The organism is Streptomyces sp. NPDC111656, from assembly GCF_055656965.1.
The window spans coordinates 46,774-70,421 of record NZ_JBVKCA010000036.1; the positions used below are offsets into that span (position 1 = coordinate 46,774).

Annotated in this window: 14 protein-coding genes; 2 read left to right on the top strand and 12 right to left on the bottom strand. The window is 68.9% G+C overall.

The window, feature by feature from the left end:
• The 6 genes from ACZ7M3_RS49190 to eccD form a co-directional block, all read right to left on the bottom strand.
• A partial coding sequence (locus ACZ7M3_RS49190; RefSeq protein ID WP_472072861.1) for an AAWKG family protein occupies positions 1 to 2,071 on the bottom strand: 2,071 nt, incomplete at its 3' end.
• Positions 2,072 to 2,140: 69 nt separating this feature from the next.
• Positions 2,141 to 2,602, bottom strand: a complete 462-nt coding sequence (locus ACZ7M3_RS49195; RefSeq protein ID WP_472072863.1) for a type VII secretion system-associated protein — start codon at positions 2,600 to 2,602, stop codon at positions 2,141 to 2,143.
• 226 nt (positions 2,603 to 2,828) lie between these two features.
• Positions 2,829 to 3,149 carry a WXG100 family type VII secretion target gene (locus ACZ7M3_RS49200; RefSeq protein ID WP_472072865.1) on the bottom strand — a complete coding sequence of 107 codons (321 nt, stop codon included), beginning with the start codon at positions 3,147 to 3,149 and terminating at the stop codon, positions 2,829 to 2,831.
• A gap of 129 nt (positions 3,150 to 3,278) precedes the next feature.
• The gene (locus ACZ7M3_RS49205) at positions 3,279 to 3,626 is read right to left on the bottom strand and encodes a hypothetical protein (RefSeq protein WP_472072867.1); all 348 of its coding nucleotides are present in this window, start codon (positions 3,624 to 3,626) and stop codon (positions 3,279 to 3,281) included.
• Between the two features lie 382 nt (positions 3,627 to 4,008).
• Positions 4,009 to 5,487 carry a type VII secretion protein EccB gene (eccB, locus tag ACZ7M3_RS49210; RefSeq protein ID WP_472072869.1) on the bottom strand — a complete coding sequence of 493 codons (1,479 nt, stop codon included), beginning with the start codon at positions 5,485 to 5,487 and terminating at the stop codon, positions 4,009 to 4,011.
• Positions 5,488 to 5,503: 16 nt separating this feature from the next.
• Positions 5,504 to 6,901 (bottom strand): type VII secretion integral membrane protein EccD, encoded by a 1,398-nt coding sequence (eccD, locus tag ACZ7M3_RS49215; RefSeq protein WP_472072871.1) that lies wholly within the window; start codon positions 6,899 to 6,901, stop codon positions 5,504 to 5,506.
• Positions 6,902 to 7,289: 388 nt separating this feature from the next.
• Between eccD and eccCa the strand changes: the two genes are divergently transcribed.
• Positions 7,290 to 11,222: a type VII secretion protein EccCa gene (gene eccCa / locus ACZ7M3_RS49220; protein ID WP_472072873.1), complete on the top strand. Its 3,933-nt coding sequence runs from the start codon at positions 7,290 to 7,292 to the stop codon at positions 11,220 to 11,222.
• A 242-nt stretch (positions 11,223 to 11,464) separates the two neighbouring features.
• On the opposite strand, the gene ACZ7M3_RS49225 is transcribed toward eccCa, so the two are convergent.
• The gene (locus ACZ7M3_RS49225) at positions 11,465 to 12,709 is read right to left on the bottom strand and encodes a S8 family serine peptidase (RefSeq protein ID WP_472072875.1); all 1,245 of its coding nucleotides are present in this window, start codon (positions 12,707 to 12,709) and stop codon (positions 11,465 to 11,467) included.
• Between the two features lie 92 nt (positions 12,710 to 12,801).
• Here ACZ7M3_RS49225 and ACZ7M3_RS49230 point away from each other — a divergent pair, with 92 nt between their 5' ends.
• The gene (locus tag ACZ7M3_RS49230) at positions 12,802 to 16,152 is read left to right on the top strand and encodes a right-handed parallel beta-helix repeat-containing protein (RefSeq protein WP_472072877.1); all 3,351 of its coding nucleotides are present in this window, start codon (positions 12,802 to 12,804) and stop codon (positions 16,150 to 16,152) included.
• 84 nt (positions 16,153 to 16,236) lie between these two features.
• Here ACZ7M3_RS49230 and ACZ7M3_RS49235 read toward each other — a convergent pair whose 3' ends face one another.
• The 5 genes from ACZ7M3_RS49235 to ACZ7M3_RS49255 form a co-directional block, all read right to left on the bottom strand.
• Positions 16,237 to 17,499: a hypothetical protein gene (locus ACZ7M3_RS49235; protein ID WP_472072879.1), complete on the bottom strand. Its 1,263-nt coding sequence runs from the start codon at positions 17,497 to 17,499 to the stop codon at positions 16,237 to 16,239.
• A 101-nt stretch (positions 17,500 to 17,600) separates the two neighbouring features.
• The gene (locus ACZ7M3_RS49240) at positions 17,601 to 20,906 is read right to left on the bottom strand and encodes a DNA polymerase III subunit gamma/tau domain-containing protein (protein ID WP_472072881.1); all 3,306 of its coding nucleotides are present in this window, start codon (positions 20,904 to 20,906) and stop codon (positions 17,601 to 17,603) included.
• A 156-nt stretch (positions 20,907 to 21,062) separates the two neighbouring features.
• Entirely contained in the window at positions 21,063 to 22,130 is a 1,068-nt protein-coding gene (locus tag ACZ7M3_RS49245) for a sugar-binding transcriptional regulator (RefSeq protein ID WP_472072883.1), read from the bottom strand.
• Complete coding sequence (locus ACZ7M3_RS49250; RefSeq protein ID WP_472072885.1) at positions 22,130 to 22,672, bottom strand: YkgJ family cysteine cluster protein; 543 nt, start codon at positions 22,670 to 22,672, stop codon at positions 22,130 to 22,132. The genes ACZ7M3_RS49245 and ACZ7M3_RS49250 overlap by 1 nt, the downstream gene beginning before the upstream one ends.
• Positions 22,669 to 23,082 carry a hypothetical protein gene (locus tag ACZ7M3_RS49255; RefSeq protein WP_472072887.1) on the bottom strand — a complete coding sequence of 138 codons (414 nt, stop codon included), beginning with the start codon at positions 23,080 to 23,082 and terminating at the stop codon, positions 22,669 to 22,671. The genes ACZ7M3_RS49250 and ACZ7M3_RS49255 overlap by 4 nt, the downstream gene beginning before the upstream one ends.
• Positions 23,083 to 23,648: the final 566 nt, after the last annotated feature.

Below are 23,648 nucleotides of genomic sequence, written 5' to 3' on the forward strand. Positions count from 1 at the left end.
TCTCCTTCTGCGTTTCCTGCTTGGCGGCCTCCTGCTCCGCCTTCGCCTGCGCCTTCTCCTGCGCCTGCTCTGCCTTGGCCTCGTCCTTTTCCTTCTTGGCCTCGGCCCGCTGCCTGTCCGCCTGACTGACGGCGAAAGCCTGCTGCTGGGCAGCCTGTTGCTTGGCCTCGTCCCGGTCCGTCTGGTTCTGCGCCTTGGCTTCTTCCTTCTCCTTTGTCGCCTCCTCCTTGGCGGTCCCCTGCTCGGCCTTCGCCTGTGCCTTCTCCTTCGCCGCTTCCTCCTTGGCGGCCTCCTGTTCCGCCTTCGCCTCGGCCTTCTCCTTGTCCGCCCCCGCCTTGGCTTCTTCCTTCTCCTTTGCCGCCTGCTCCTTGGCGGTCGCCTGTTCCGCCTTGGCCTCGGCCTTCTCCTTCGCCGCCTGCTCCTTGGCGGTTCCCTGCTCCGCCTTGGCCTCGGCCTTCTCCTTGTCCGCCGCGGCCTTGGCTTCTTCCTTCTCCTTGTTCGCCTGCTCCTTGGCGGTCGCCTGTTCCGCCTTGGCCTCGGCCTTCTCCTTCGCCGCCGCGGCCTTGGCTTCTTCCTTCTCCTTGTTCGCCTGCTCCTTGGCGGTCGCCTGTTCCGCCTTGGCCTCAGCCTTCTCCTTGTCCGCCGCCGCCTTGGCTTCTTCCTTCTCCTTCGCCGCCTGGGCCTTCTCCTCGTCCCGCTGCCGCTTGGCTTCCTCCTTCTCCTTGTCCGCAACGTCCTTGGCCGCAGCCTTCTCCTTGTCCACTCCTTTCTTTTCCTGGTCGCGAGTCTCCTTCGATATGATTTCCGAAATCGGCTGTTTATCTTTGTCAGTCAGTTTAGTCTCAAAGGCCTTTTCCGCCTCGGTGAAAGCATTGGTAAGCGCAACAATGGCATCGGCGCCCGCCACACTCAGCCAGTTCTGAGCCGAACTTTCCCACCGGCGCACGGCCTCTTCAGCGAGATTTTTCCAGGATTCCATCAGATGGGCCTGTCCGTAGGACACGCCTTCGACGATTAGGTTGTTGTCGAATCCGGCCAAAGCCTTGTTGATCAATTTGGGGGTATTAGTCTGACCACCGTAATGGTATACGTCGATATCGACCTTATCGAACTGCGTGTCGAAGGAACTGAGTCTCGCCTCCTGCAGCATGTCGTACAGAAACTTCTGAGGGTTGCTATCATCCCTCCACGAATTCCACGCATTGACAAGATTCTGCGCCTGGGTGAGGATGGTCTGCTGAAGTTCGGCCAGTGCGATAGCAGGCTTGGACGCCACCGCCGTACCGTCAAGGAGTACCGCGCTGCTCGCCTCACCCTCCCCTTTGAGCTGGTCGGCGTAGCCCTCGTAATTCCTTGCCAGCTTGTGGATGAGTCCCTTGAAGACGGCCGCCGGGGTGCCGTCCCAGGCATCACTGCCCTCTCCGATGTTCTCGTTGTCCCATTTGCCAACGGTGACGGCGCTGTCCGAGAAGAAACTCACGGCCCGTTCGAAGGCTCTGGCCGCATCGGTGAAGGAGCCCAAGTCGACGTAGGAATCGTCGGCCACGGAATTTGAACGGTCGGAGAATCCATGGGTCGAGTGGGGCCACATGGTCAGCGTGTCGAGGGCCGCCTTGGAGCCGTAGACGTACCGGGTCAGGTCCCCGGTGTCCCAGTCGAGCTTGTCTCCTTCCTTGTTCCAGCCACCCTTGTCCTTCAGCTTGTCGCTGGTCTTTTTGTAGTTCGCGATGACATCGTTCCCGCTGGGCGGTGCGGCCTGGCCCGAGGCAAGGAAGGTGATGTACGCGTAGTAGGAGGCCATAGTCCGACCCGCCGACTGGTTCGTCGGATCCTTGTCCGGGCCGAGAAACGGAAAGACGTAGTCGGTGTGCCGCATGTGCCAGCCGCCCTGCGAAACAAAACCGGATACATAGCCATTACTCGCCCTGTCCAACCGGACATGCATCAACGGAATGCCATCGTTGCCCTTGAGATTCTCGAACAACTTACTACGCTCCGGCAGCATATAGCCGGTGAGCATGTCGACTGCCGATTTCCAGTTGTCATCGTTATTGTTTTTCGGGTCGGCCATCACCGTGCTCCGCGATGTCGTAGGAGAAGTGGACTACCAGTGGGGATTCCGGATCTTGTGCTCCGACTCCTATTTCTCGGTATTTTCGGTTTTTTCGTTTCCGGAACCTTCGAGATCGGTTTCGACGTCTTCGAATATTTCCTTAAAATCTTCGAAGGAAATATTCTCCAGATTCTCCCCCTGTGTGCTGTTCAGCTTTTCGATAGTTTCCTGCATCGCCTCATGCAGATCCTTGAACAGGGTTACATGACTGTCGATGATGCGCTGGAGTTCGGCTGCGCCGTCTTGGACGGCCTTGTTCAAATTAGCGCCTCCGACCGGACTGTCGTTGAAAGCCAGGTGGCCGAGGACGAGCGGCTTCGAGGCGGAGACAGTGGTGTCGGTGATTTTCTTCTCGGCAACAGTCGAGATGGCCGGCCCAAGGGCCGGGTCATCCTTTTGCATTTTTTCCAGGCTGCTTGAGAACGCCTCGATGTTGTTGGTGATGAACTGCTTCAGGAATTCGGTGTTGAGAACCGTGACGTTGGCCATGCCGTTCCCCTTCCATGCGGCATCAGGGACCATGACGGTCCCATAAACATGATCTTTGAGAGCTACCGGTCACAGCGTCGGGCGCCGCCGGCCCCAGCTTCCCGCACCGGGCCAGTGGCGCCCGAAACAGCTGAGGCCGACGGCGCCCGGTCGTTCGCTCGCCACTTCCGCCCGGCTCAACCCGCGCCGTCGTGCACGGGGAAGACGAGAACGGCTTCTGACAGGGTCAGCGGCTGCCGATCCTGATTTCCGCCCACTTCTGCTCGAGGTTCGACTCGCCGCGCCGGTAGTTGGCGGAGATATCGTTCAGCAGTTGGGAGTGGTTGGCCAGCAGGTCCTTGATGTTCTGTACGGCCGTGTCCCACTTCTGCTGCACTTCGTTGTAGACCTGCGCGTCGTCACCGATCCAGCTGTTCTTCAGCGCCGTCAGCTCCATTTCCAGGTTCGAAATGGTGCTCATGATCGCCTGCGACTGCCTGATCATGTCTTCGGCCGCGCCCTCGGCCCCGTTGTAGTCGAGATAGATATAGCCGTCTGAGTAGTCCATCGAAATCCCCGATTCGCCGCGAGTGCAATGTTGTGTGCGGTATTGGTCAGTGGGCAGAACCGTGACCGCTGGAGAGTGGTTCCCGAGCGCGATGCCACGCAGGGGGCAAAGGCATGGAGGGCCCGTCGGTCAGGACGAGGTGTGGGTTCCATTGAGCTCGTCGAACACGGCCGTGGAACGCGAGTACTCCTGGTCGATCGAATCGTCCGCGGAACCCTGCATCAGACCGTGTTCCTGGAGGGTCCCGTTGAGTTCATCGACCATCCGGTCAAGATTCGTCAGGATGATGTCGACGTTCCCGTCCCACTGTTCCAGCAACCGCTTGAACTTCCCACCGTCCGCACCCCCGTAGCTCGTGGCCAGATTCTGCCCGGTGGTCTGAACGTCCTGCTGACGCGTCTGGATGCTGGTGAACGCCTGTTCCAGCGCCCTGATCCCGCTACGCGTCGCCTGCTCTTCTGACTGCTGAATGGCCATGAGAGAACTTCCTTTCGGCGAAATTCACCGACCTGTGGGCCCCATGCCACCCGTGGACAGACAGGGTGGCCCCGCAACCACGCACCGGTTCACCGGGATCGGGTGTGAGCCGATGCTAAGCAGCCCCCGGCGCGTTTGGCAATTGCCGTCAAGCTGCCACGACCGCCCGATTGGAATACCCTCAATGCTCGACTGAGCAGTTATTCAGAATTCGAGCCGCTCACTTGAGCAGAACGATGAACGCAATCGGACAGACCGGGCATCTATTCCCGCCCCCGTACCGCGTCCGGACACCGCACTTCAACGCGGCGTGACTGCGGATAAACCAAGAGTTTCCTTTTGGGAGGCTCTCCGTGCTGGGCGGCTTGTTCCCAATTGCCCACTATTTCTTCGGGCACCGCAGTGTCACTCGCGCTTCTCCGGAAGAGGCTGCTTCAGGAGTGAGGTCCGGGCCGCTCGGCAGCATGGACAGTATCGGGGACGGCACCGTCCGCTCCTGGACGCCCTCGTACCCCAGGGCCTTCACCCCGTCCTGGGACAGCAGCCGGTACTTCACTCCGTCGTCGGTCACCAGGTACGTGGTGTCGCCCAGGGCGCTGCCGCTCGCGCTCAACGTCCTGACCAGCGCGCCCGTTCCGGCCCGCACCGCGATGGCGTCGACCTTCAGACAGCCCGGAACGACTTCGGGAGCCGGTGGCTGCACCGGTTCCGGCAGCGACTCCTCGGGCCGTACGGACGTGCCCACACGTACGCCGCCCTTCGAGGAGTCGACGTCCGCGCACACGAGGGAGTCGGCGGAGACCCCGACAGCCTTCGGCGGCTCCTCGGGAAGCTTCGCCGCGTTCACCACGGAGGCCTGGGAGCTCGGGGCGAGATGCTCGGTCAGTTCGTCGGCCCGGAGCGTCACCACGGTTACGGCCGCTCCCTCGTACGCCTTCTCGCGGGTCTCCGGGTCACCCAGCAAAAGCGCCGCGCCAGTGGCCGTGAGCGGGACGAGTCCCGCCTTCGTCAGCAGGTGGTAGCGGGGGGCGGCGCCGGGTACCTCGACACGGAAGATCTGGCCGATCCTCGTGCTCCGGCCCGACAGCGAAGGCCCGTTGGCGCCGCGGCCGGGCACATCGGCGGGAGAAAGGTCCGGCCCCAGAGGGAAGGCATCGAGGAACGCGGCCGAGGCGGGGCGGGGCGTGACACTTCCGTACCCGAGGGCACGAGCCGCGTTCGCCTCCTCGTCCAGGCGCAGCCGACTGCCCTGCCACAGCAGATACGTGGTGTCGTCCGGCCCGGCGACCAGCAGGCCGTCCTTCTGCCCCAGCTCCCGTCCGTCCGGGATGTCCTGGGGTTCGTCCGCGCCGAGCGCGAGCGTCGTGGTCTCCGTGACGACGCCCGTCGTCCTCGGGCGGATGCCCGAACACACCACCCACGGCTTGCTGCCCAGGTCACCGGCGCCAGGCAGGGACTCCGGGCCGTCCGGGATGCCGAGGGGCGCTCCATGCGGTGTGCCCGCGAGCGAGGACGTACCCACTGTCGTGACGCCGAGGCCGCCGCCGGCCAGCAGCTGGGCAGAGGCGTAGTTGCGTACAGGGCGCAGCCGCCCGTCGAGGTACAGGTAGCGCGCACCCGTCTGTTTGTCGACGATCAGGTCCTTCCCCGCACGCCACGAGTCGTTCCCGCCCGGCTTGATGAGCCCGAAGACGAACGCTCCGGCGCACACCATCACGGCGATGATCACCCCTACCGCGGCGCCGCGGTTGGTCCTGCCCAGAGGGCTTTCCGCCTCGTCGGGGTCGGAGCGCAGCATGGCCGAGGCCAGCCGCCCCATGATAAAGAGATGAGCTTGTACTTGGTCCCGTTTGCTGTGCATCGTCGCTTCTCCCGCCTCAGCCGTTGATCCCGCGCAGCCACCCGTAGACACCCATCGACCAGAGCATCAGCGGCAGCATGGAGATCGCGGCGAGCGAGTGCAGCAGTTCGGCGGCCCGGCCCCAGTACGGCACCAGTCGCCGCCCGGGCACGGTCCACGAAGCGATCGTGATCGCGGCCGCCAGGCCCATCAGTCCCATCGCCAGGATCAGCCTGTCCCTCGGACCGAGGTCGCGCGTGGCCATGAACAGCAGCAGGGTCACGCCCCAGGCCCCGGCGCAGGTCAGCGCCACCCGCTGCCAAACGTTGCCCAGCCCCCTGCTGTGCAGCAGCAACAGGAGTGAGAGGGCCACGACGGTGAGGACCCCGGCGACGCCCGGCTCGACCGCGAGCGCCATGAGGCACGGCATGCAGACCAGCCCGATGGCTCCGTAGAAGGCGGTCATCCAGCCGTCCGCCATCATGGACCGCGCTTCGACTTCGGAGGGGGAATACGGGTCGATGCCCTGCTGCAGCTGCTGGACGTTGGAGGGCAGCGGCGGCATCCGCATGCCGGCGAGCCTGAACGACAGGGTGGGGACGAAACCGCCGAGCAGTACGACCATGACAGCGACCACACTGGCCGCCTGCTCCATGCTCAGTTCCAAGGTGATCAGGACGCCGCCGAACGCTCCCGACGTGGCGACGAAAGCGGTGCCGATGAACAGCGCCGGATACACGCCGACCGCCGCCAACGCCAGTACCGCGCCTCCACCACCGGCTGCGGAGGCGGCCAACAGCCTTGCTCCCAGCACTGCGTCGCCCTCGGCGCCGCCCAACTCACCGCCGGGCAGCAGCCAGCCCGCCAGGGCGAGGTAGAGGGCCGCCATGAGGCCGAGCAGCGAGCCGGCGCCGGAGTCGCCGACGGCTCGGGCGGCCGAGCCCGCCCCGGCCATCAGCAGCAGTCCGGCTGCCGAGGCCGCCAGTGCCCGTACCCAGCCCGGCGATCCGGGCGCGGCGATCAGCGCCATGCCCAGCACGAGCGTGACCACGGACAGGCCGCGCAGCAGGCGCTTGGAGGCCTCCGGGCTCCAACCATGCGGCCGGTGGCGCATGTTGGCGGAGATGCCGTCGACCAGGTCGTCGAGGTGTACCTCGGGCAACGCTTCGGCGCGAGGCCGCAGATAAAGTTCCTCGCCGTCCCGCAGACCGAGGGAGTCCAAGGTACTCTCAGGGTCGAGCGGTGGGCCGCCGAGGCGTTGCAGCACCCAACCGCCGTGTTCCAGGCCGGATTCCTCCAGATCGTCGCCTCCGTAGCTGATCACAGTGGGCAGCAGATCGGCAACGGGCACATCGGAGGGTACGGCCAGGTCGACGGTCCTGGCCGGAGCACGTACGGTGACGCGGCAAAGGATTGCCGCCTGAATGTCAGTCATGGGCTTTGGGTTCACGCTTTCTTGCGGAGCGCGGTGACTGAGAGGCAGAGGCAGCGCGCTGATCGGCCCGCCGAACGCGACGGGAAGTCGGATGCGGTACGCGCCGATGAGTTTGACGGTAAGTCGGACTCTTGTGCAACCGCCCCTGAACAATTCAGCGTTCCACGGAACCCCATCTAAAAGGTTCACAGTCATCGCTGGACTCTGACCGACCCTTTCACCATGTGAAGCATCTCACTTTCACTTTACCCATTTCGAGGCGAACGGCGTCCGGACGGACATCGAACTGTCCTGTGCCGCTGCCGCGGAATTGTTCCGAAATCATTGAGGAGGCCATTCGTTGAGCGTGATCCTGTTCCGAAGGCCGGCACGCCGTAAAGGTCCGGAAATGCCGTCGGGAGAGCTGAGCCTTCAGGAGCCGCCGACCCTTCCGGAAACGGTGCCGGACAACTCTGCGGTATGGACATACTTGCCGATGGCGCTTATGTCCGTCTCCATGATGCTGATGTTCATGAGGCCGGGCATGCGCCGGTCCAGTGGCGGATTCATCTACATCTCGCTGGGTGTGATGGTGATCGCGTCCGCGGGAATGATGCTCGGTCAGGTCATGCGCAAGAGCGGCGAGCGCAAGGAGCGGATGAAGGGCGAACGCCGCGACTACCTGCGTTATCTGCGGCAGACACGGCGCAAGGTGCGGGCCTCCGTCGTCGACCAGCAACTCGCCCTCGCCTGGCAGCACCCCGAGCCCGCGGCGCTGTCCTCGTTCGTGCGCAGCACCCGGCTGTGGGAGCGCCGTGCGTCCGACGACGACTTCGCCGAGGTCCGGATGGGCGTGGGTGACCAGCGCCTGTCGATGCAGCTGACCCCACTCTCGACGAAGCCGGTCGAGGACCTCGAACCGCTGTCCGCGCACGCCCTGCGAAGCTTCACCAAGGCCTATTCGACCGTACGTGACCAGCCCATCGCGATTTATCTGCGCGCCTGGTCGAAGGTTCTCTTCCGCGGGGAGGAGGAGCCGATACGGGATGTGGTGCGCGCTCTGCTCGGCCAACTGGCGGTCTTCCACTCCCCCGACGACCTGTGGATCGCACTGTGTGTGTCGGACGAGCGGCGGCCCGGGTGGGAGTGGGCGAAGTGGCTTCCGCACAGCCTGCACCGGCACGAGGAGGACGGCGCCGGGCCCGCTCGCATGATCACCTCGGCCTTCAACGAGCTGGAGAATCTACTCGGTGGCGAGTTCCTCGAGCGTCCGAGCGCCGACCCCGACGCGGTTCCGGGGCGGGAGGAGCCGTACACGGTGATCGTGCTCGACGGCTGCACGGTACCCGCGGGTCACCGTTTCGACGGCCTCGGGTTCCGCAACGCGGTGGTGCTCGACCTGACGGGTGCTCTCGCCTGGAAGCCCGGTCGCACCACCCTGCGTCTGGAGGTCGAGGAGGAGAGCGTCGCGCTGGTGAGGACCGACCGCGACCGCAAGGAGCAGTCGACTGTTCTCGGCAGGCCCGACCGTTTCGGTCCTGTGGGCTCGCTCGCTCTGGCCCGGCTGCTGGCGCCGTACCGGATGAGCATGGGCGGCGACGACTCCAAGCCGTTGGCCAACGACGTCGAGCTGACCACGCTGCTGAACATCCCCGATCTGCACCGGCACGAGCCGGCGACGCTCTGGCAGCGGTACACCGGCAGTAGCAGGCTCCGGGTGCCCATCGCGGTCAGCGGCGACGGCAGGCCGGTGGAGCTGGACATCAAGGAGTCCGCACAGGGGGGCACGGGACCGCACGGCATGCTCATCGGGGCCACCGGCTCCGGCAAGAGCGAACTGCTGCGCACGCTCGTCCTGTCCCTCGCCCTGACCAACTCCTCCGAGACGCTGAACTTCATCCTCGTCGACTTCAAAGGCGGCGCGACCTTCCTCGGTCTGGACGAGCTGCCGCACACGTCCGCGGTCATCACCAACCTCGCCGACGAGGTGGCGCTGGTCGCCCGGATGCAGGACGCCCTGCACGGCGAGTTGATCCGGCGTCAGGAGCTGTTGCGTGCCGCCGGCAACTACACCTCCGCGCTGGAATACGAGAAGGCGCGGCGGTCCGGGGTGCCGTTGCAGCCACTGCCCAGCCTGTTCGTGGTGGTCGACGAGTTCAGTGAACTGCTGTCCGCACACCGGGACTTCATGGAGCTGTTCGTCATGATCGGCCGGCTCGGCCGTTCGCTCGGGGTGCATCTGCTGCTCGCCTCGCAGCGGCTGGACGAGGGCCGTATGCACCAGTTGGAGAGCCATCTGTCGTACCGGATCGGCCTGCGCACCTTCTCCGCGATGGAGAGCCGCGGTGTGCTGGGTGTGCCGGACGCCTACGAGTTGCCCGCGCAGCCGGGTGCCGGTTTCCTCAAGAGCGGTGTCGACGCGCTGACGCGGTTCCGTGCCGCGTACGTGTCAGGTCCGTACGAGCGGCGCCGAGCCGTCGTCCAGGCACAGGTGGCGCGCCAGGTGGTGCCGTGGACGGCGAACTGGGTGGTGCCGCGCGCGCCCGCGGACCCGGACGTCACTGGCGAGGCCGAGGAGGAGCCTGATGGCGCCGACGAGGAGACCGGCGAGACGCTGCTGTCGGTGGCGCTCGACCGGCTGCGCGGCTCGGGGCCGCCGGCGCACCAGGTCTGGCTGCCGCCACTCGGCGCGCCGTCCACACTGGACCAGATCCTGCCTCCGCTGGCGCCCGATCCGCAGTTCGGACTCACCACGGCGGACTGGCCGTTGCGGGGCAAGCTCACCGTACCGGTGGGCGTCGTGGACCGGCCGTTCGACCAGCTGCGTGATCTGCTGACGGTGGACCTGTCGGCGGCCGGCGGCCATGTGGCCATCGCCGGCGGTCCGCAGAGCGGCAAGAGCACCCTGCTGAGGACCCTCATCACCGCGCTCGCCCTCACCCACACTCCGCGCGAAGTGCAGTTCTACTGCCTTGACTTCGGCGGCGGCACCCTCGCCGCGCTTGAGGGACTGCCCCATGTGAGCGGTGTGGCGGCCCGCGTGGACAGCGAGCGGGTGGGCCGGGTGATCGCTGAGGTCAACACTCTGCTCAGCCAGCGTGAGCGGTTCTTCCTGGCGCACGGCATCGACTCCATGCCCACGTACCGCAAGCGGCGCGCGGCGGGCGAGTTCGCCGACGAGCCGCACGGCGACGTCTTCCTGGTCGTCGACGGCTGGTCCACCGTGCGGCAGGACTACGACCGGCAGATCCCCACCTTCAACGCGCTGGCTGCCCGCGGGCTCAACTACGGCGTCCACCTGGTGATCACCACCGCCCGGTGGGTGGAGCTGTCGTCCTCCGTGCGCGACCAGACCGGTACCCGTCTCGAACTGCGGATGGGTGACCCGATGGACTCCCAGATCGACTCCCGCAAGGCGGCGTCGATTCCGCGCAGCCCGGGGCGGGGCCTGACCGCCGAGAAGCTGCACTACCTGTCGGCGCTGCCGCGCGTCGACGGGGTCGAGGACTCCGACGACCTGGCCGAGGGCATCGCGGGGCTCGTCTCCGCGGTCAGCGAGAACTGGACGGGCCCGGCCGCGCCCCGGGTCCGGATGCTGCCGACCAGCCTGCCCGTCGGTGAACTGCCCGAGCCCGAGGTCGAGAACGGTCTGCGGATCCCGATCGGCCTGGACGAGAACGAACTCGCCCCGGTGTGGCACGACTTCTCCGAGAACCCTCACATGATCATCGTGGGCGACACCGAGTGCGGCAAGACGAACCTGCTGAAGGTGATCGCCAAGGGCATCACCGCGCGGTACACACCCGCCGAGGCCCGGATCATGGCGGTGGACTACCGGCGAGAGCTGGTGGAGACCATTCCCGAGCCGTACCGGCTCGGCCACGCCGTGTCCCTCGACATGCTCAAGGAACTCGTGGACGGGGCGGCCCGGGCGGTCAGGCAGCGAGTTCCCGGCGAGGACATCGCCCCGTCACGGATGCGGCTGGGCGACTGGTGGCAGGGACCGCGGCTGTTCATCCTGGTCGACGACTACGACATGATCGGCAGCAGTGCCATGGCGCAGCCGTTCGCTCCGCTGCTCGACCATCTCGCGCTCGGCCACGAGGTCGGCCTGCACATGATCGTGGCCCGCTCCTCCGCGGGAGCCGGACGTGGCCTCAACGAGATGCTGTTGCGCAGGCTCCAGGAGGTCAACACACCGGGTCTGCTGATGTCCTGCCCGCCGAGCGAGGGGTATCTCTTCGGCAATGTGAAGGGGCGCGAGCTGATCCCTGGCCGGGCGGTGCGGATCGCGCGGCGCAAGACCCTCCAGGTACAGACTCCGCTGCTGGAGGACGGCTGATGCCCGGCCTCGCCCCGGCAAACGCTCCGGGCCCGGCCGGCTCCGGGCTGCACCGCGTCGGCCCCGAAGGGACGTCAGGGGCCCGTGGGGCACTGCGGGCCCCTGGGGGCCGCGCGCGCAGTTCCCCGTTCCTCCACCGGGCGCCATGCGCCCCGCCAGGGGCGCGGGGCGGTGACATGTGCGGCTCCGCCGGGTGGGCGCGACCAGCCACAGACGACCGGGACAGGGGCGCCGGCCCCCGCCTAGCTCTGCCCGGCGGGAGCCGCGGGCGCGTCGTCCGCGCTGCGGCCGGGTGGCAGCCAGCCTCTGGCACGGCCGCGTGGGATCACCGCCGCCGCGCCTCCCACCAGCAGGACGAGGGTCAGGCCCGCGGCGGCGATCACCAGGGACCGGGTCCGGGGGCCGGGGTCGGCGGGCTGCGGCAGATGGGCGGGGACACGCTTCGCCGGAGCCGCCTCGCTCTTGTCCGAGACGACGGAAAGGGCAGCGAAGGGGTCGGCCCTGGAAGTGTCCGCCGGATAGGCGGTGTCGAGCAGCCGGCGGGTGACCTCCGCCGCGGTCGCCTTGGGCTGGTAAGCCCGTACGAGTGCGGCGATTCCCGCGACACCGGCCGCGGCCAACGACGCACCGGAGCCTATGTAGTGCCCGGAGCCCTTCGGTCCGATGCTGACCATGGAGCTGCCGGGCGCGGACAGGTCCGGCTCGTAGGCGGGCGGCGCGTCCTTCTGCCGTGCGCCGCTGGGTCCGAAGTCCACGACGGACAGCACTCCCGGCACGGCGGCCGGCCAGTATGGTCCCTCGGGCATTTCGTTGTCCGGCCCGAGTTCCTCCTTGGGCACGGCATCCGGAGCGGCGGGAGCGACCACGAGCGCGTCCCGCTCCGTGGCATGGGCGACGGCCGCGGTGAGTTCCGCCCTTCCGGTACGCAGGACGTAGCCGACGTAGATGACCTGGGCGCCCCGGTCCGCCGCCTTGCGTATGCCTTCAGCGACCCTCTCCACGGAGGGCACACCGCGGTCGTCGGTCCCTCGCAGGGCGACGATCTCGGCGGCGGGGGCGACCCCGGCGATACCGCTGCCCTTCTCCGGGGCCGCCGCGATGAGACCGGCGGCGAAGGTGCCGTGTCCCACGCAGTCCTTGTCCGCGCCGTCGAGGGCCGTCACCCGCCCGGACAGGCTGGGCACATCAGGGGCGACTCCGGTGTCGACGACCCCGACCGTCACCCCGCTTCCCCGGGAGATCCGCTGGGCCCGCGTCAGCCCGAGGGCCGTCTGCGACCACGTCGCTCCGGTGGCGGTCACGTCCGACGGGCCGGTGCACGGGTTGCCCTCGCCGAGACGGACGGGCAACGGAGGCAGCAGCGTCGTGCCGGGGTCGTCGCCGCCGGCAGCGGCCGACGGCCCGCTGTACGCGGCGAAGGCAGGCACACAGGTCGCCGGCACGGCGACTGCGGCGGCCAGCACGAGGCCTGCATACCTGTATTTCATGGCATTTCGCATAACTACATGATATGCACATGCCATGCGCGGGTGCATGGGGCAGGGCCAAAGAGGCAGAAACACGAGGAGGTTCGAGGCGCGTGGCACGGCAAATACTCACGGTCTGCCCGGAACGGACGGACAGTTTCCCGACGATCGGTGAGGCGCTGGCGCAGGCACGCACCGGGGCGGTGATCCGGGTACGTCCCGGACGCTACGCCGAGAACCTGGTCATCAGGAACCGGGTGACGATCGTCGCCGAGGGCGAACCGGGAGCCGTGGAGATCTGCCCCCGCTCCGGCACCGCCGTCAGCCTCATGGCCGACGCCGTGATGCTCAGCGGGCTCACCCTGAGCGGCCGCGACAAGGAGCTGCCGGTGGTGGACGTACCGGCCGGCCAGGCCGCACTCGACGGATGTTCCGTCAACGGCTCCGGGTGGACGGCACTCCTGGTCCGCGGCAAGGGCTCGCTGGCGGCCCGAGGCTGTCGGATCAGCAACCCCGGCGGCGCCGGCGTCGTCGACTCCTCGGACACCGAAAGCGTCCTGGACGACTGCGTGTTCGAGAACTTCGGCACCTCCGCGGTGGTCATCGGCGAGACGGCCAGACCCCTCGTCCGCGACTGCCGGATACGCGGCGCGCGGGCCAACGGCGTCCTGGCGAGCGGCGAGGCCGGGGGCACCGTGGAAGGCTGTGACATCTCCGGCACCGAGAAGCCCGCCATCGCCCTGGAAGGTCACAGCTCGACCCGGGTCCTGCGGTCCACCGTCCACCGCACCTCGGTGGGACTGCTCGTGACCAGCGTCTCCCGCCCCGAGATCGAGGAGACCTCGTTCGAGTCCATCACCCAGAGCGCCATCGTCATCTCCGGCGGAGCGGACCCCCTGCTGCGCCGGTGTGTGACCCGGCGTACCAAGAGCAGCGGTCTGTTCGTCCTCGACCGCTCGCGCGGAATCCTGGAGGGGTGCGAGTTCCACACCTCCACGGAGTCCGCCATCCGGGTCGTCGACGGCTCCTCCCCGATGTTCCGCGACACGGTGGTGAGCGACTGCGCCGACACCGCCGGGGCGGTGCTGGTGGCGAACGACTCCACGGCCGAGTTCGACCGGCTGGAGGTACTGGACCCGGCCGGGGTCGGCATCTCCGTACGCTCCTCCGCCAACCCCCTGCTGCGCCGTGTCAGGGTCACCAGGGCGGGCGGCCACGGCATCGAGATCAGTGACGACGGCCGCGGCCGCCTGGAGCACTGCGAGATCGAGTCCGCCGGCGGCTGCGCGCTGAGCATCGACGACGACGCCGACCCCGAGGTGAGCGACACCGTGATGCGTTCCTCCGGCCGCTCGGGCGTCGTCATCGGCGAGCACGGCCGTGGCACCCTGCGGGACTGCGAGATCAGCGACAGCGCCGACGCCGGTGTGAGCGTGCGGGACGGTGGCGAGATCCTGCTGGACAGGGTCCGGGTGAGCGGCTCGAAAGCCCACGGTGTTCAGGTGTCGCGGGGCGGCCGGGCCTCGCTCACCGCCTGCGAGGTCACCGGCAGCACGGGCGACGGCGTACGGATCGACAGCACCGAGCCGGTGAACGTCACCCGGTGCGTGGTGCGCGACAACCGGGGTTCGGGACTGCGGCAGACCCGTGCCGGCGACCGGATCTCGGTGGACTTCCTGACCAGCGCGGACAACGGCTCCCCCGACAGCTGGGGCGAGAACGCCGAGACGACGGGCGAGGGTGGAGGGGCCCCCGGAGAGTCCCGAGGGGGGACCGAGCCGGAGAGCCCGCTGACCGAGCTGGAGGCGCTCATCGGCCTGGAGAACGTCAAGCACCAGGTGCACACCCTGGTCAACCTCAACCAGCTCGCGGAACGCCGCCGCCGACTCGGCATGCCGGTCCCCTCGATGAGCCGGCATCTGATTTTCGCCGGGCCACCCGGCACCGGTAAGACCACCGTCGCCCGGCTGTACGGGAGCATCCTGGCGGACATCGGCATTCTGCGTACCGGTCATCTGGTGGAGGTCGCCCGCGCCGATCTGGTGGCCCAGATCATCGGCGGTACGGCCATCAAGACCACGGAGGCCTTCACCAGCGCGCTGGGCGGTGTCCTGTTCATCGACGAGGCCTACACCCTCACCCCCGAAGGGGCCTCCGGCAACGACTTCGGACGCGAAGCCGTCGACACCCTGCTGAAGCTGATGGAGGACCACCGCGACGACGTGGTCGTGGTGGCGGCCGGGTACTCCGAGGAGATGGAATCGTTTCTGTCCGCCAACCCGGGTCTCGCCTCCCGTTTCACGCGCACCATCGAGTTCGGCAACTACGCGGTGGAGGAGCTGGTGACCATCACCGAGAGCATGTGTCAGCAGCACCAGTTCGAGCTCGGTCCGCTGACCCGGGAAGCACTGGCCGTGCGCTTCGAGCAGATGACGCGCGACGCGTCCTTCGGCAACGGCCGGGCGGCCCGCGCGGTGTTCGAGGACATGGTGGACCGACAGGCGTTCCGGCTCGCGTCCATGCGGGATCCGGGTGAGAACGACCTGACGCTGCTGCTGCCGCAGGACGTCGGGGACACGGAGGCGGCGGCCGTCGACGGATCACCGCGGAACGCGGACGGCACGGACGACTCGCCCGATCCGATGGCAGAGCTTGAGGCCATGGTGGGACTCGGGGCCGTGAAGCGGGAGGTCACCGATCTGGTGAGCCTGCTCGCCAACGCCCGCCAGCGGATCGCGGCGGGGCTGCCCTCCCCCAGGATCAGCAACCATCTGGTCTTCACCGGGCCGCCCGGCACCGGAAAGACCACGGTGGCCCGGCTCTACTCCAAACTCCTGCATTCGCTGGGGATTCTGCCCCGCGCCACACTGGTGGAGGTGGCCCGCGCCGACCTGGTGGGCCAGTACATCGGACACACCGCTCAGCGCACCAAGGAGGTCTTCACCAGCGCACTGGGCGGTGTGCTGTTCATCGACGAGGCCTACACCCTCACCCCCGAAGGCTCCTCCAACGACTTCGGACGCGAAGCCGTCGACACCCTGCTGAAGCTGATGGAGGACCACCGCGACGAGGTCGTGGTCATCGTCGCCGGATACACCGAGGAGATGGAGGGCTTCCTGGCCTCCAACCCCGGGCTGTCCTCACGGTTCTCCAAATACGTGCAGTTCGAGGACTACACCACGGACGAACTGGTCACCATCGTGACCCTGCATGCCGCCGCGTCCGGTTACGAGTGCAGCGCGGAGACTCTGGCGTCGCTGCGCGCGTATGTGGAGGCGATTCCCCGGGACCGGTCCTTCGGCAACGCCCGGCTCGCCCGCCAGTTGCTGGAGACGATGATGACGAGTCAGGCCCGGCGGCTGGGCGGGGTTCAGTCCCCCAGTCTCGCCGACCTCACCACCCTGCTCCCGGAGGACCTGCCGGCCGGGGGCCGTCCGGCACTGCGGCAACAGGCCGCTCTGTGAAGGAGAACGCCCGCCGGTCCTTCCCGGCGGGCGTTCTCCTTCACGAGTCACCTGGCTTCGCAGGACCTCAGCCGGAGGGCCGCGTCACACGGTGAACTTGACGGCTTCGAGCGCGCGCGCCTTGGTCACGTCCCCGCCGAAGATGAGCCCCTCGGAAGTCTCGGCGGTGTCGCAACCGAGACCCTGCCATCCTGTGCCGGTGACCTGGGTGTTCTGGCATATGTTGCCGCCTCCCTTGTCGACGTTGATGGCGAAGCCGCTCATGTTCGGTGCCGACTGCTTCGCGGTTCCGATGACGAGGTCGTCGCCGTTGCCCACGCCCTGCCACGGCGTCGTGAATCCGGCTCCCTGAGTGGACTCGTTGGCGTCCACGCCATTCGTGCCGGACACGGCGATGTTGAGGGCCTTGATGGGGTGGCCCTGTCCCGTGCCCGCCATGGCACCGTCGCACACCAGGGCCTGCCAGCCGATGTCCGCCACATACGCCCGATAGCAGATGTGGCGGCCGCCGCCACTCGACGTGGCCAGCCTCTGGACGGCCAGCGCCGCGGTGTTCGGGGCGATCCGGGGAGGCGCCGGCGCGTTCGCCTTCGGGGTGCTCTTGACCGACTTCGCGCCCTGCGGATGCGGAACGAAACTCGGCGCCGCCGACTTCTGCGCCTTGCGGGTGGGCTTGGCGCTCGACGGCTCCGGTGTGGGCGTCGCCGGGGCGTAGTTGCCCCGCGGCGCGGACTCGCCCTCGTCATCAAGGACGGTGTCGGACTGCGCAGTCGCCGACATCTTGTCCTTCTTGGACTCGGAGTCGTCCGTGGCCCAGATCAGCAGCGGCACCGCGAGGAGGACGACGCCGGCGATGCCCGCGGCGGCGAGCAGGGGCTTCTTCGGGTTACCGGAGGGCGGTTCGTCATCACCGCGGCCGGTTCCGTCAGCGCCGGCCCCGGCCGCCATGACCGCGGCCCTGGTTTCCGGCTCTGCCGCGGCAGCGGCCGACGCCGCCGTGGCCCCCTCGCTCCCGGACGCGGCCTCCGGCTCGGACACCCGCTGCCGCGAGGCCTCCTCGCCTTCCCCGGCCGCACCGTTGGTCACGCCGGGCCGCGCGGACGCGGCACCCTCCGCCGAGGTGTCGGGCCGCAGTCGTGACGTCGGCTCGCCCTCGCCCCGCGTCGCGCCGACGGACTCCTGCACGGCCGGGGTGAGCGTCGGGCCCGGGTCCGCTCCCACGGACCCCAGCGCGACCGCCCTGCGGAGGGACGGCCGCACCACCCCGGCAGACGAGGCCGTGCTCCCGTCAGCCGAGGACCCCGGCGACGACCCGTCGCGCGAGGGCACGTTACGTTGCCTTGCCATTGTTCTCCTTCACTCTTGGATGACTCTGTGCGTCGTCCGGCTCTTCGTGCTCGGTGGTGGCTCCCCCGAGTTGTCCGGAGTGGTCTTCGACGGCACGCTCGCTACTCGCCCGGGCCCAGGAGCCCGGTGCAGCGCTCGGGCCAGCCCCCGCTCCCGCCCACCTCGAAGCCCTTCGCGAGCGCCGCTTCGAGATGCACGAGGGCCTTGCGATCAAGCCCGTTAAGCTCCTCCGTTCCGTCCATGTAGGTGCTCGCGATTCCCGGGATCTCACGCAGCAGCACGACGGGAGAATCGTCGGGCCCGGTCCGTACCCCCAGCACGCGAAAGCCCGTCCCCGGCACGAAGACGACCTCGTCGTGCGTCTGCGGGGCTCCGGCCCTCCGATCGAGCAGCTGCCGGACCTTGCGCCCGGTGACGGACCAGATCGCATAACGGACGGGGGACCCGGCGGGAAGCTCCGAGGAGTCGGCCAGAGCGCTGACCGGCGCGGGCTCCTGCACCAGGGTCCCCACCGCGGGCTCGGGCTCCGCGGCGTCCCCGCCGCGCAGGGCCACACCGCGGTAGGAGGGCAGCCGCCGCAGAGCGGATGCCAGGCATCCGGCGTAGGGCAGCAGGCGGTCCTCACCGGTACGCAGGTCCCGGATCAGCTCGCGATGGTGCAACGGCCCTTCCTCGGTGGTGAGGTAGGCGTGCGCGGCGATGAGATCGCTCCTCGCCTCCACCAGTTCGCGGCCGCGCAGCGCGGGCATCCGCGTGAGCACCCTGGAGACGGCGGCGGCATGCCCCTCCCAGACCTCTGCAGCGAGGGCACGGAACGCCTCGCGTTCGGCGGCACTGCTGACATGACCCGGCGTGATTGAAAGGGGCAGGGCCAACGGCGCGGGAGCCGCCACCGAATCCGGCCGCGCAGACCTCTCCGGGGCGGCGTACGCTCTCGGCCCCGGCCGTTCCGGCTCTGGTTGTTCGGGCTCGCCACCGTGGCTGCGCTCGGGGCCCACCGGGACCCGCGCGTCCGGACCGGGCTCCTTCGCCCCGTCGCCGTCACCGCGAGCAGGCCGCCTCGGGACCCGTTCCGGCGGACCAAGCCCCTGACGCTCACCTCCATCACCGCCGTCGGGCCGGTCACCAGCAGCACGGGTCTCCGCATAACCGGGTGTGGGGCGCGACGCGCCGACAACCGTTCCGCCCCCGGAGTCCCCCTCCGGCTCCACGCGAGCGATGGAGGCTGCCTTGGGAGCGAGACGTTCCCCGCCGGAACTCTCCGACGCCTCATCAGCCTCGCGGCCGGCACCTTCGCCGGCCCGCGAACCACCGGGCGACGTATCGCCGGAGTCACGCGCCGTCCCGCCGCCATGGCCGGGCCCGGCCTCCGGCGGCGCGCCCGTGACCGCACCCGCAGTCGGCGCGGGCGCGGCTTGCGCGCCGACTCCCGCGCCACCGGGGCCACGGCCGGGCGCGGGGCGACCGATCGACGTGCCACCAGACGCATGGCTCAACGGTCCCGTGCCGCCACCGGCACCGGCACCGGCACCGGCACCGGCACGGCACTCAGCCTCCGAAGCCCGGTCGCCGGCAACCTCACCGGCCGGCCTCGCCGCCTCCGGTGCGGCGCTACGGAATCCGGCGGACGTATGTACGTCGGGATCCCCGGCGGCCTGGGCCACTGCCTCGTGCGGGGCGGCCTCCCGGGCTGTCGGCCCGGAGGAGGAGGCGAGCCTCGCGGAAGGCGCCGGCGGTCCCGCAACGGGACGGTGCTCCCCCGACGCGGGGACCGACCGGGGGGCCGCCGGCTCCTCACCGGGTGCCCCCGCCCGAGGGGGCACCCCTGGCGCTGCGATGCCGGGTGCCGTTCGCACCGGTGACGCGGCAGGTGACGGTCCGACGACAGCCGTGCCGGTGTTCCGCGCCGCCGGAGCGGCGCCCTGGGTCGGGACCTGCGCCGTACCGGGGCGGGGGCCCACAGCGCCGGGGCGGGGGGCGTACCGGGAGGTGACGTAGCGGATGGCCGCCACGCCGTGTTCGGCGGCCAGGCGGCGCAGTTCGCTCTCCCCCGTGGTGAGCCTGCCGCGGACCAGCAGTGTTGCCCTGGAGCGCGCATCGGCTCCGAGGCCGGCCAGCAGCCGGGACAGCGCGGGCAGCAGTGACTCGTCCAACAGCTGCCCCGGTGTGCCCAGTTCGATGGCGCAGACGTCCGGGTCCACGGCCAGTCCCGCCAGCGGAGGGCGGGGCCCGCCCTGTTCCCACAGGGCGAGTCCGGCCCGGGTCACCGTGGCCTGCCAGCGGTCCGTCAGCCGTAGGCTCCCCGGATCGGTACCGCGGGATATCCAGTCGGGCAGATGGCCGGCAACCAGCCGGGGGGCGGGAGTCCTCCCCTCCGCGTCGGCGGGGAGGCAGGCCACGGACGACACGAACGGCTGCCAGCTCGATTTCCGGTCGGTGCTCACCAAAGTCGGCCGGGGGGCCGCGCCGAGCGGGGCGTGGTCGGCGAGCAGCGGCAGGCCCGTGAGCACTTCCACCTCGCCGCCCAGCATGTCGGCGACCGACTGGCCGAGCCGCAGCACATCACGGCGGCCCCCGGGAGCGAGACGTACGCGCGACCGCTGCGCCACGGGCAGCGCCGCGAGCACGGCGGCCACCTCGTCGGCCGCGACGTCCTCAGCCTGCGGTGCGCCAACCAGTACGGTGGGGCGCTCGAAGTCGACGGGCATCGCGAAGGACAGGTCGTCGGGGCTGGGCCTGGGGGCGTCCGCCGGACGCATCAGCACGCCCGCCGGTATCTGGTCCACCACACAGCCGCCCTTCGTACGTGAGGGCACTCGCCCCATCGCCTCCTGCCAGGCGGGTACGGGGGCACGCGGGCCCAGTTTTCGGGGCGCCTCACCGGGCGCGAAGCGCCACCACGCGCAACCGGGCCGGGAGTCCTCGTGGACGAAGAGCAGGCCTCCGGGGGTGATCAACACCGTCGCGTCCGGAGCGATCACTTCGATTTCCCAGGCGTCGGCGATCCTTCGGGCCACGCAGGGCCGGTCCGGCCGGTCGTCACCGGCACCGGACATGACGAGCCGGACCCGGCGGGTGCCCTTCGAGCGGAGGGAGTCGAGGAGAGCGCCCAGACGGGACCAGTGGCCGCCGCCGGGTGCCCCGTCCCCGGCCTCGGGGGCCACCATCACCGTGACGACGTCCTCGTCCACGCTAAGGGCACGAGCCACTTCGGCGAGGGCGTCCAGCGGGAAGGAATCGTCCTCGACCGAGCGCACCAACAGGATGCCGTCGACGTCCTCGACCGGCGGGGCACCACCAGACCCCAGGCGACCGGCGTTGTCCGCGCCGGCGGCCGGTCTGCGCGCATCAGGCCCCGGGCCGCGCCTGCCGCCCCTGCGGGACTGGCCGGATCTCCAGCGGCTCACGCGTCCTTCCCTCCTGACCGCCGGCCGTCCGGCCTGGTCGCCGGTGCGACGGTCCGCTCGGTGCTCTGCTGGGTCATTGCTGTCCTCACTCGATACGTCGGAGCGCCGGCTGGGAAGCGGCAGGGCCGAAGAACCGGGGCGTGCCCCACGGGGATCTCACACGGACGTTTCCGTCACGTACGGAGTGTCTGCCGTCCGCGGGGTGATCTCCCGGCCATCGGACCACAGCAGGCGGTGCGCGGTCGTCGTGTCCGTGACAACTCCGGTGAGAAGGCCGGAATTCAGGACGGCCCGGACCGCCTCGGCTCTCCCTGCGCCACCCGCGAGTCCGATCAGCTCCGGAACGTCCCGGAGTTCGGCGGTGCCCATGGAGATCATGCGGGCGTTCAGCTCCGTGGTGATCAAGTCGCCAGCCTGGTCGAAGACATGGCCGACCACTTCGGCGCACGCTCCCAACGCCCGGTATCTCTCGCGTTCCGGCTCCGGCAGATCGTCGTACACCGTGGAGAGCGTGGCATCCCAGGCGCCGATGCCGACGACGGCCTTGGTGACCCGGCCGAACCGGTTCAACGTCTCGGCTATGGCCGGCTGGCTCCTGAGGATGGCTGCCGTCGGCGCGTCCGGCAGGATGAAGGGGGTGTAGAGGGGAAAGGCCCGGCCGCCACCTGCCTTCGCGGTACGGCGGACCGCGGCGACCGCGGGGTCAGTGGCCAGATCCTGCCCGTGCACCCCAGTCAGCTGGACCACCTCGCAGGAGGGCAGCCGGGTGACCGCCTCGCTGAGCGCCTGCACCGGAGGGCTGCCATCGAGGCCGAGTACATCGCGCTCCTCGGCGATGTCCGAGATCAGCTGCGCCGCCGCCGTTCCGAGCCAGCGGCTGACCTGGCCCGTGTCGGCGGAGGTCACCACGCCGCCCTCGCTCCGGGTCAGGTTGACAACGACGGCGTGGCGGAGTCCGAAACTCTCGGCCAGGGCCTGCGAGAGCGGCACGTCGATCTCCGCTGGGACAGTGATGTCGATCCGCACGATGTTGTGGGCCACCGCGGCTTCGAGGAGGCGGGCCACCTTGAAGCGGCTGATGTTGAATTCCCTGGCGATGTCCACCTTCGACTGGTGCCCGAGGTAGAAGCGTCGGGCGACCGAGGCCGCGAGGAGTCTGTCGATCGGCGCGGAGGGAACTTCCTCCTCCCGGTGTTCGCCCGTGTCGTTCCACTGCGGTCGCATCAGCCGGTCCAGGCCGAACCGAGCACGAAGTCATACAACTCACGCGGTGCCTTCGCCCGTTTGTCGGCGTCGACGGCCGCGTTCCATTCCCCTACCAGTCTGAGGTGCTCGGCCCACGCTGCCCGGTTGCGCTCCAGGTCGCGCCGGTAGGTGGTCAGTTCCATCGCCGCGAGGTTCCAGGAGTCCGGTCCGCAGACGCTGTCCTGACGGATCGCCACCGCGCCGCGTTCGAGCTTCGTCGGGAAGTTGCTGCACACCAGCGGGCGATGGACGTACACACCGCACCGGGCCTTGCCGGGAGCGAGTTCCATCAGGAACACACAGCCGCGGTTCTTCGGCTTGCGGACGAGGTACAGGTCGAGGGCCGGCCCGTCGGGACCTAACCGGAAACCCTCGTCGTCCTCAAGGAGGGTGATGAACTCCTCGGGGTGCAGAGCGGCCCCGGCCGCGATCCTGCGGACGTCCGAGACAGTGACTCCGACCTTGTACTTCCGGCAGCACTCCCCCGCGCAACCGGGGACGTTGACTCCGCTTCCGTTCACAGCTGCGCCTCCCCGGGCCAGGCCGTACCGGCCTCGCGAGCGGCGTGCGACTCCAGGAGATAACGCTGGAAGACGTGGATATCGGCCTCGTCGTTGTCAGACGGGTGCTCGTCGGACAGCGCGTTCCACCGTTTGACGACCTCGAACCAGTGTTCGCGGTCCTCGGTCCAGCCGCGCGCGGCCTCCGCGAGCATCTCCGCGTCCAGACCGTCCTCGGTCAACTGCTTGGACTCGTCCTCCGATTCGACCTCCGGCCCCCTCGGCGCCGAGGGGGCGCGCTCTGCTGGCTTCGCGGGAAACGCGCGGCAGGAGACAGGTGCGAGGTCCCCGAGCCCGCAGTGACCGAGCCCCCCTGAGGTGCGCAGCAGGAAGAGACAGCCGTACCGGCCGTTCGCCAGCCTCAGGTTCACACGATGCTGGCTCCCGTCGGTGACGATCCCGGTCGGATCGTCGGCCGCGGCGGGTGCGGTCTGCGTCAGATGCCACGGCTCCAGGGCGAGCGTGCGGGAGATACGGACAATGTCCGCGCCTGTGACAAAGCGCGCCCCACGTGTACAGAGTTTCTCAGTCCGAGAAGCGTGCCAATTGGCACGCGCACTAAGGTCACTGTCCGCTCTTAGCACATCGGTCCTTCCACTGAGTTACACATCTGGGGTAACGCCTGGTTCCGGCAGGCCCGGGTATGTCTGTGCCGGTTCCGCCCCACCGACATCTCCCGCCCCACCCTCATCTGACTGGCGCCTCACCTACGGGGCCCAACTACTCCAGGAATCCGACGCGCCCCTGGAGGCGATCGCCCCGCGGCCCTGAAACGAGTCCGTGGTTAGCGGCCGCCCGCCCCAGCCATCAGGGCCACACCATCCAGTCGGCTGCGGGGGAGAGGGCCCGCCTGGCCGGTGCTCTTTCCGTAGCGGCGACCGCCCCCCGAAGCGTCCGGAGTCGCGCCGCCCGCAGGCGTCGCGTCCTCCGCGTCGCC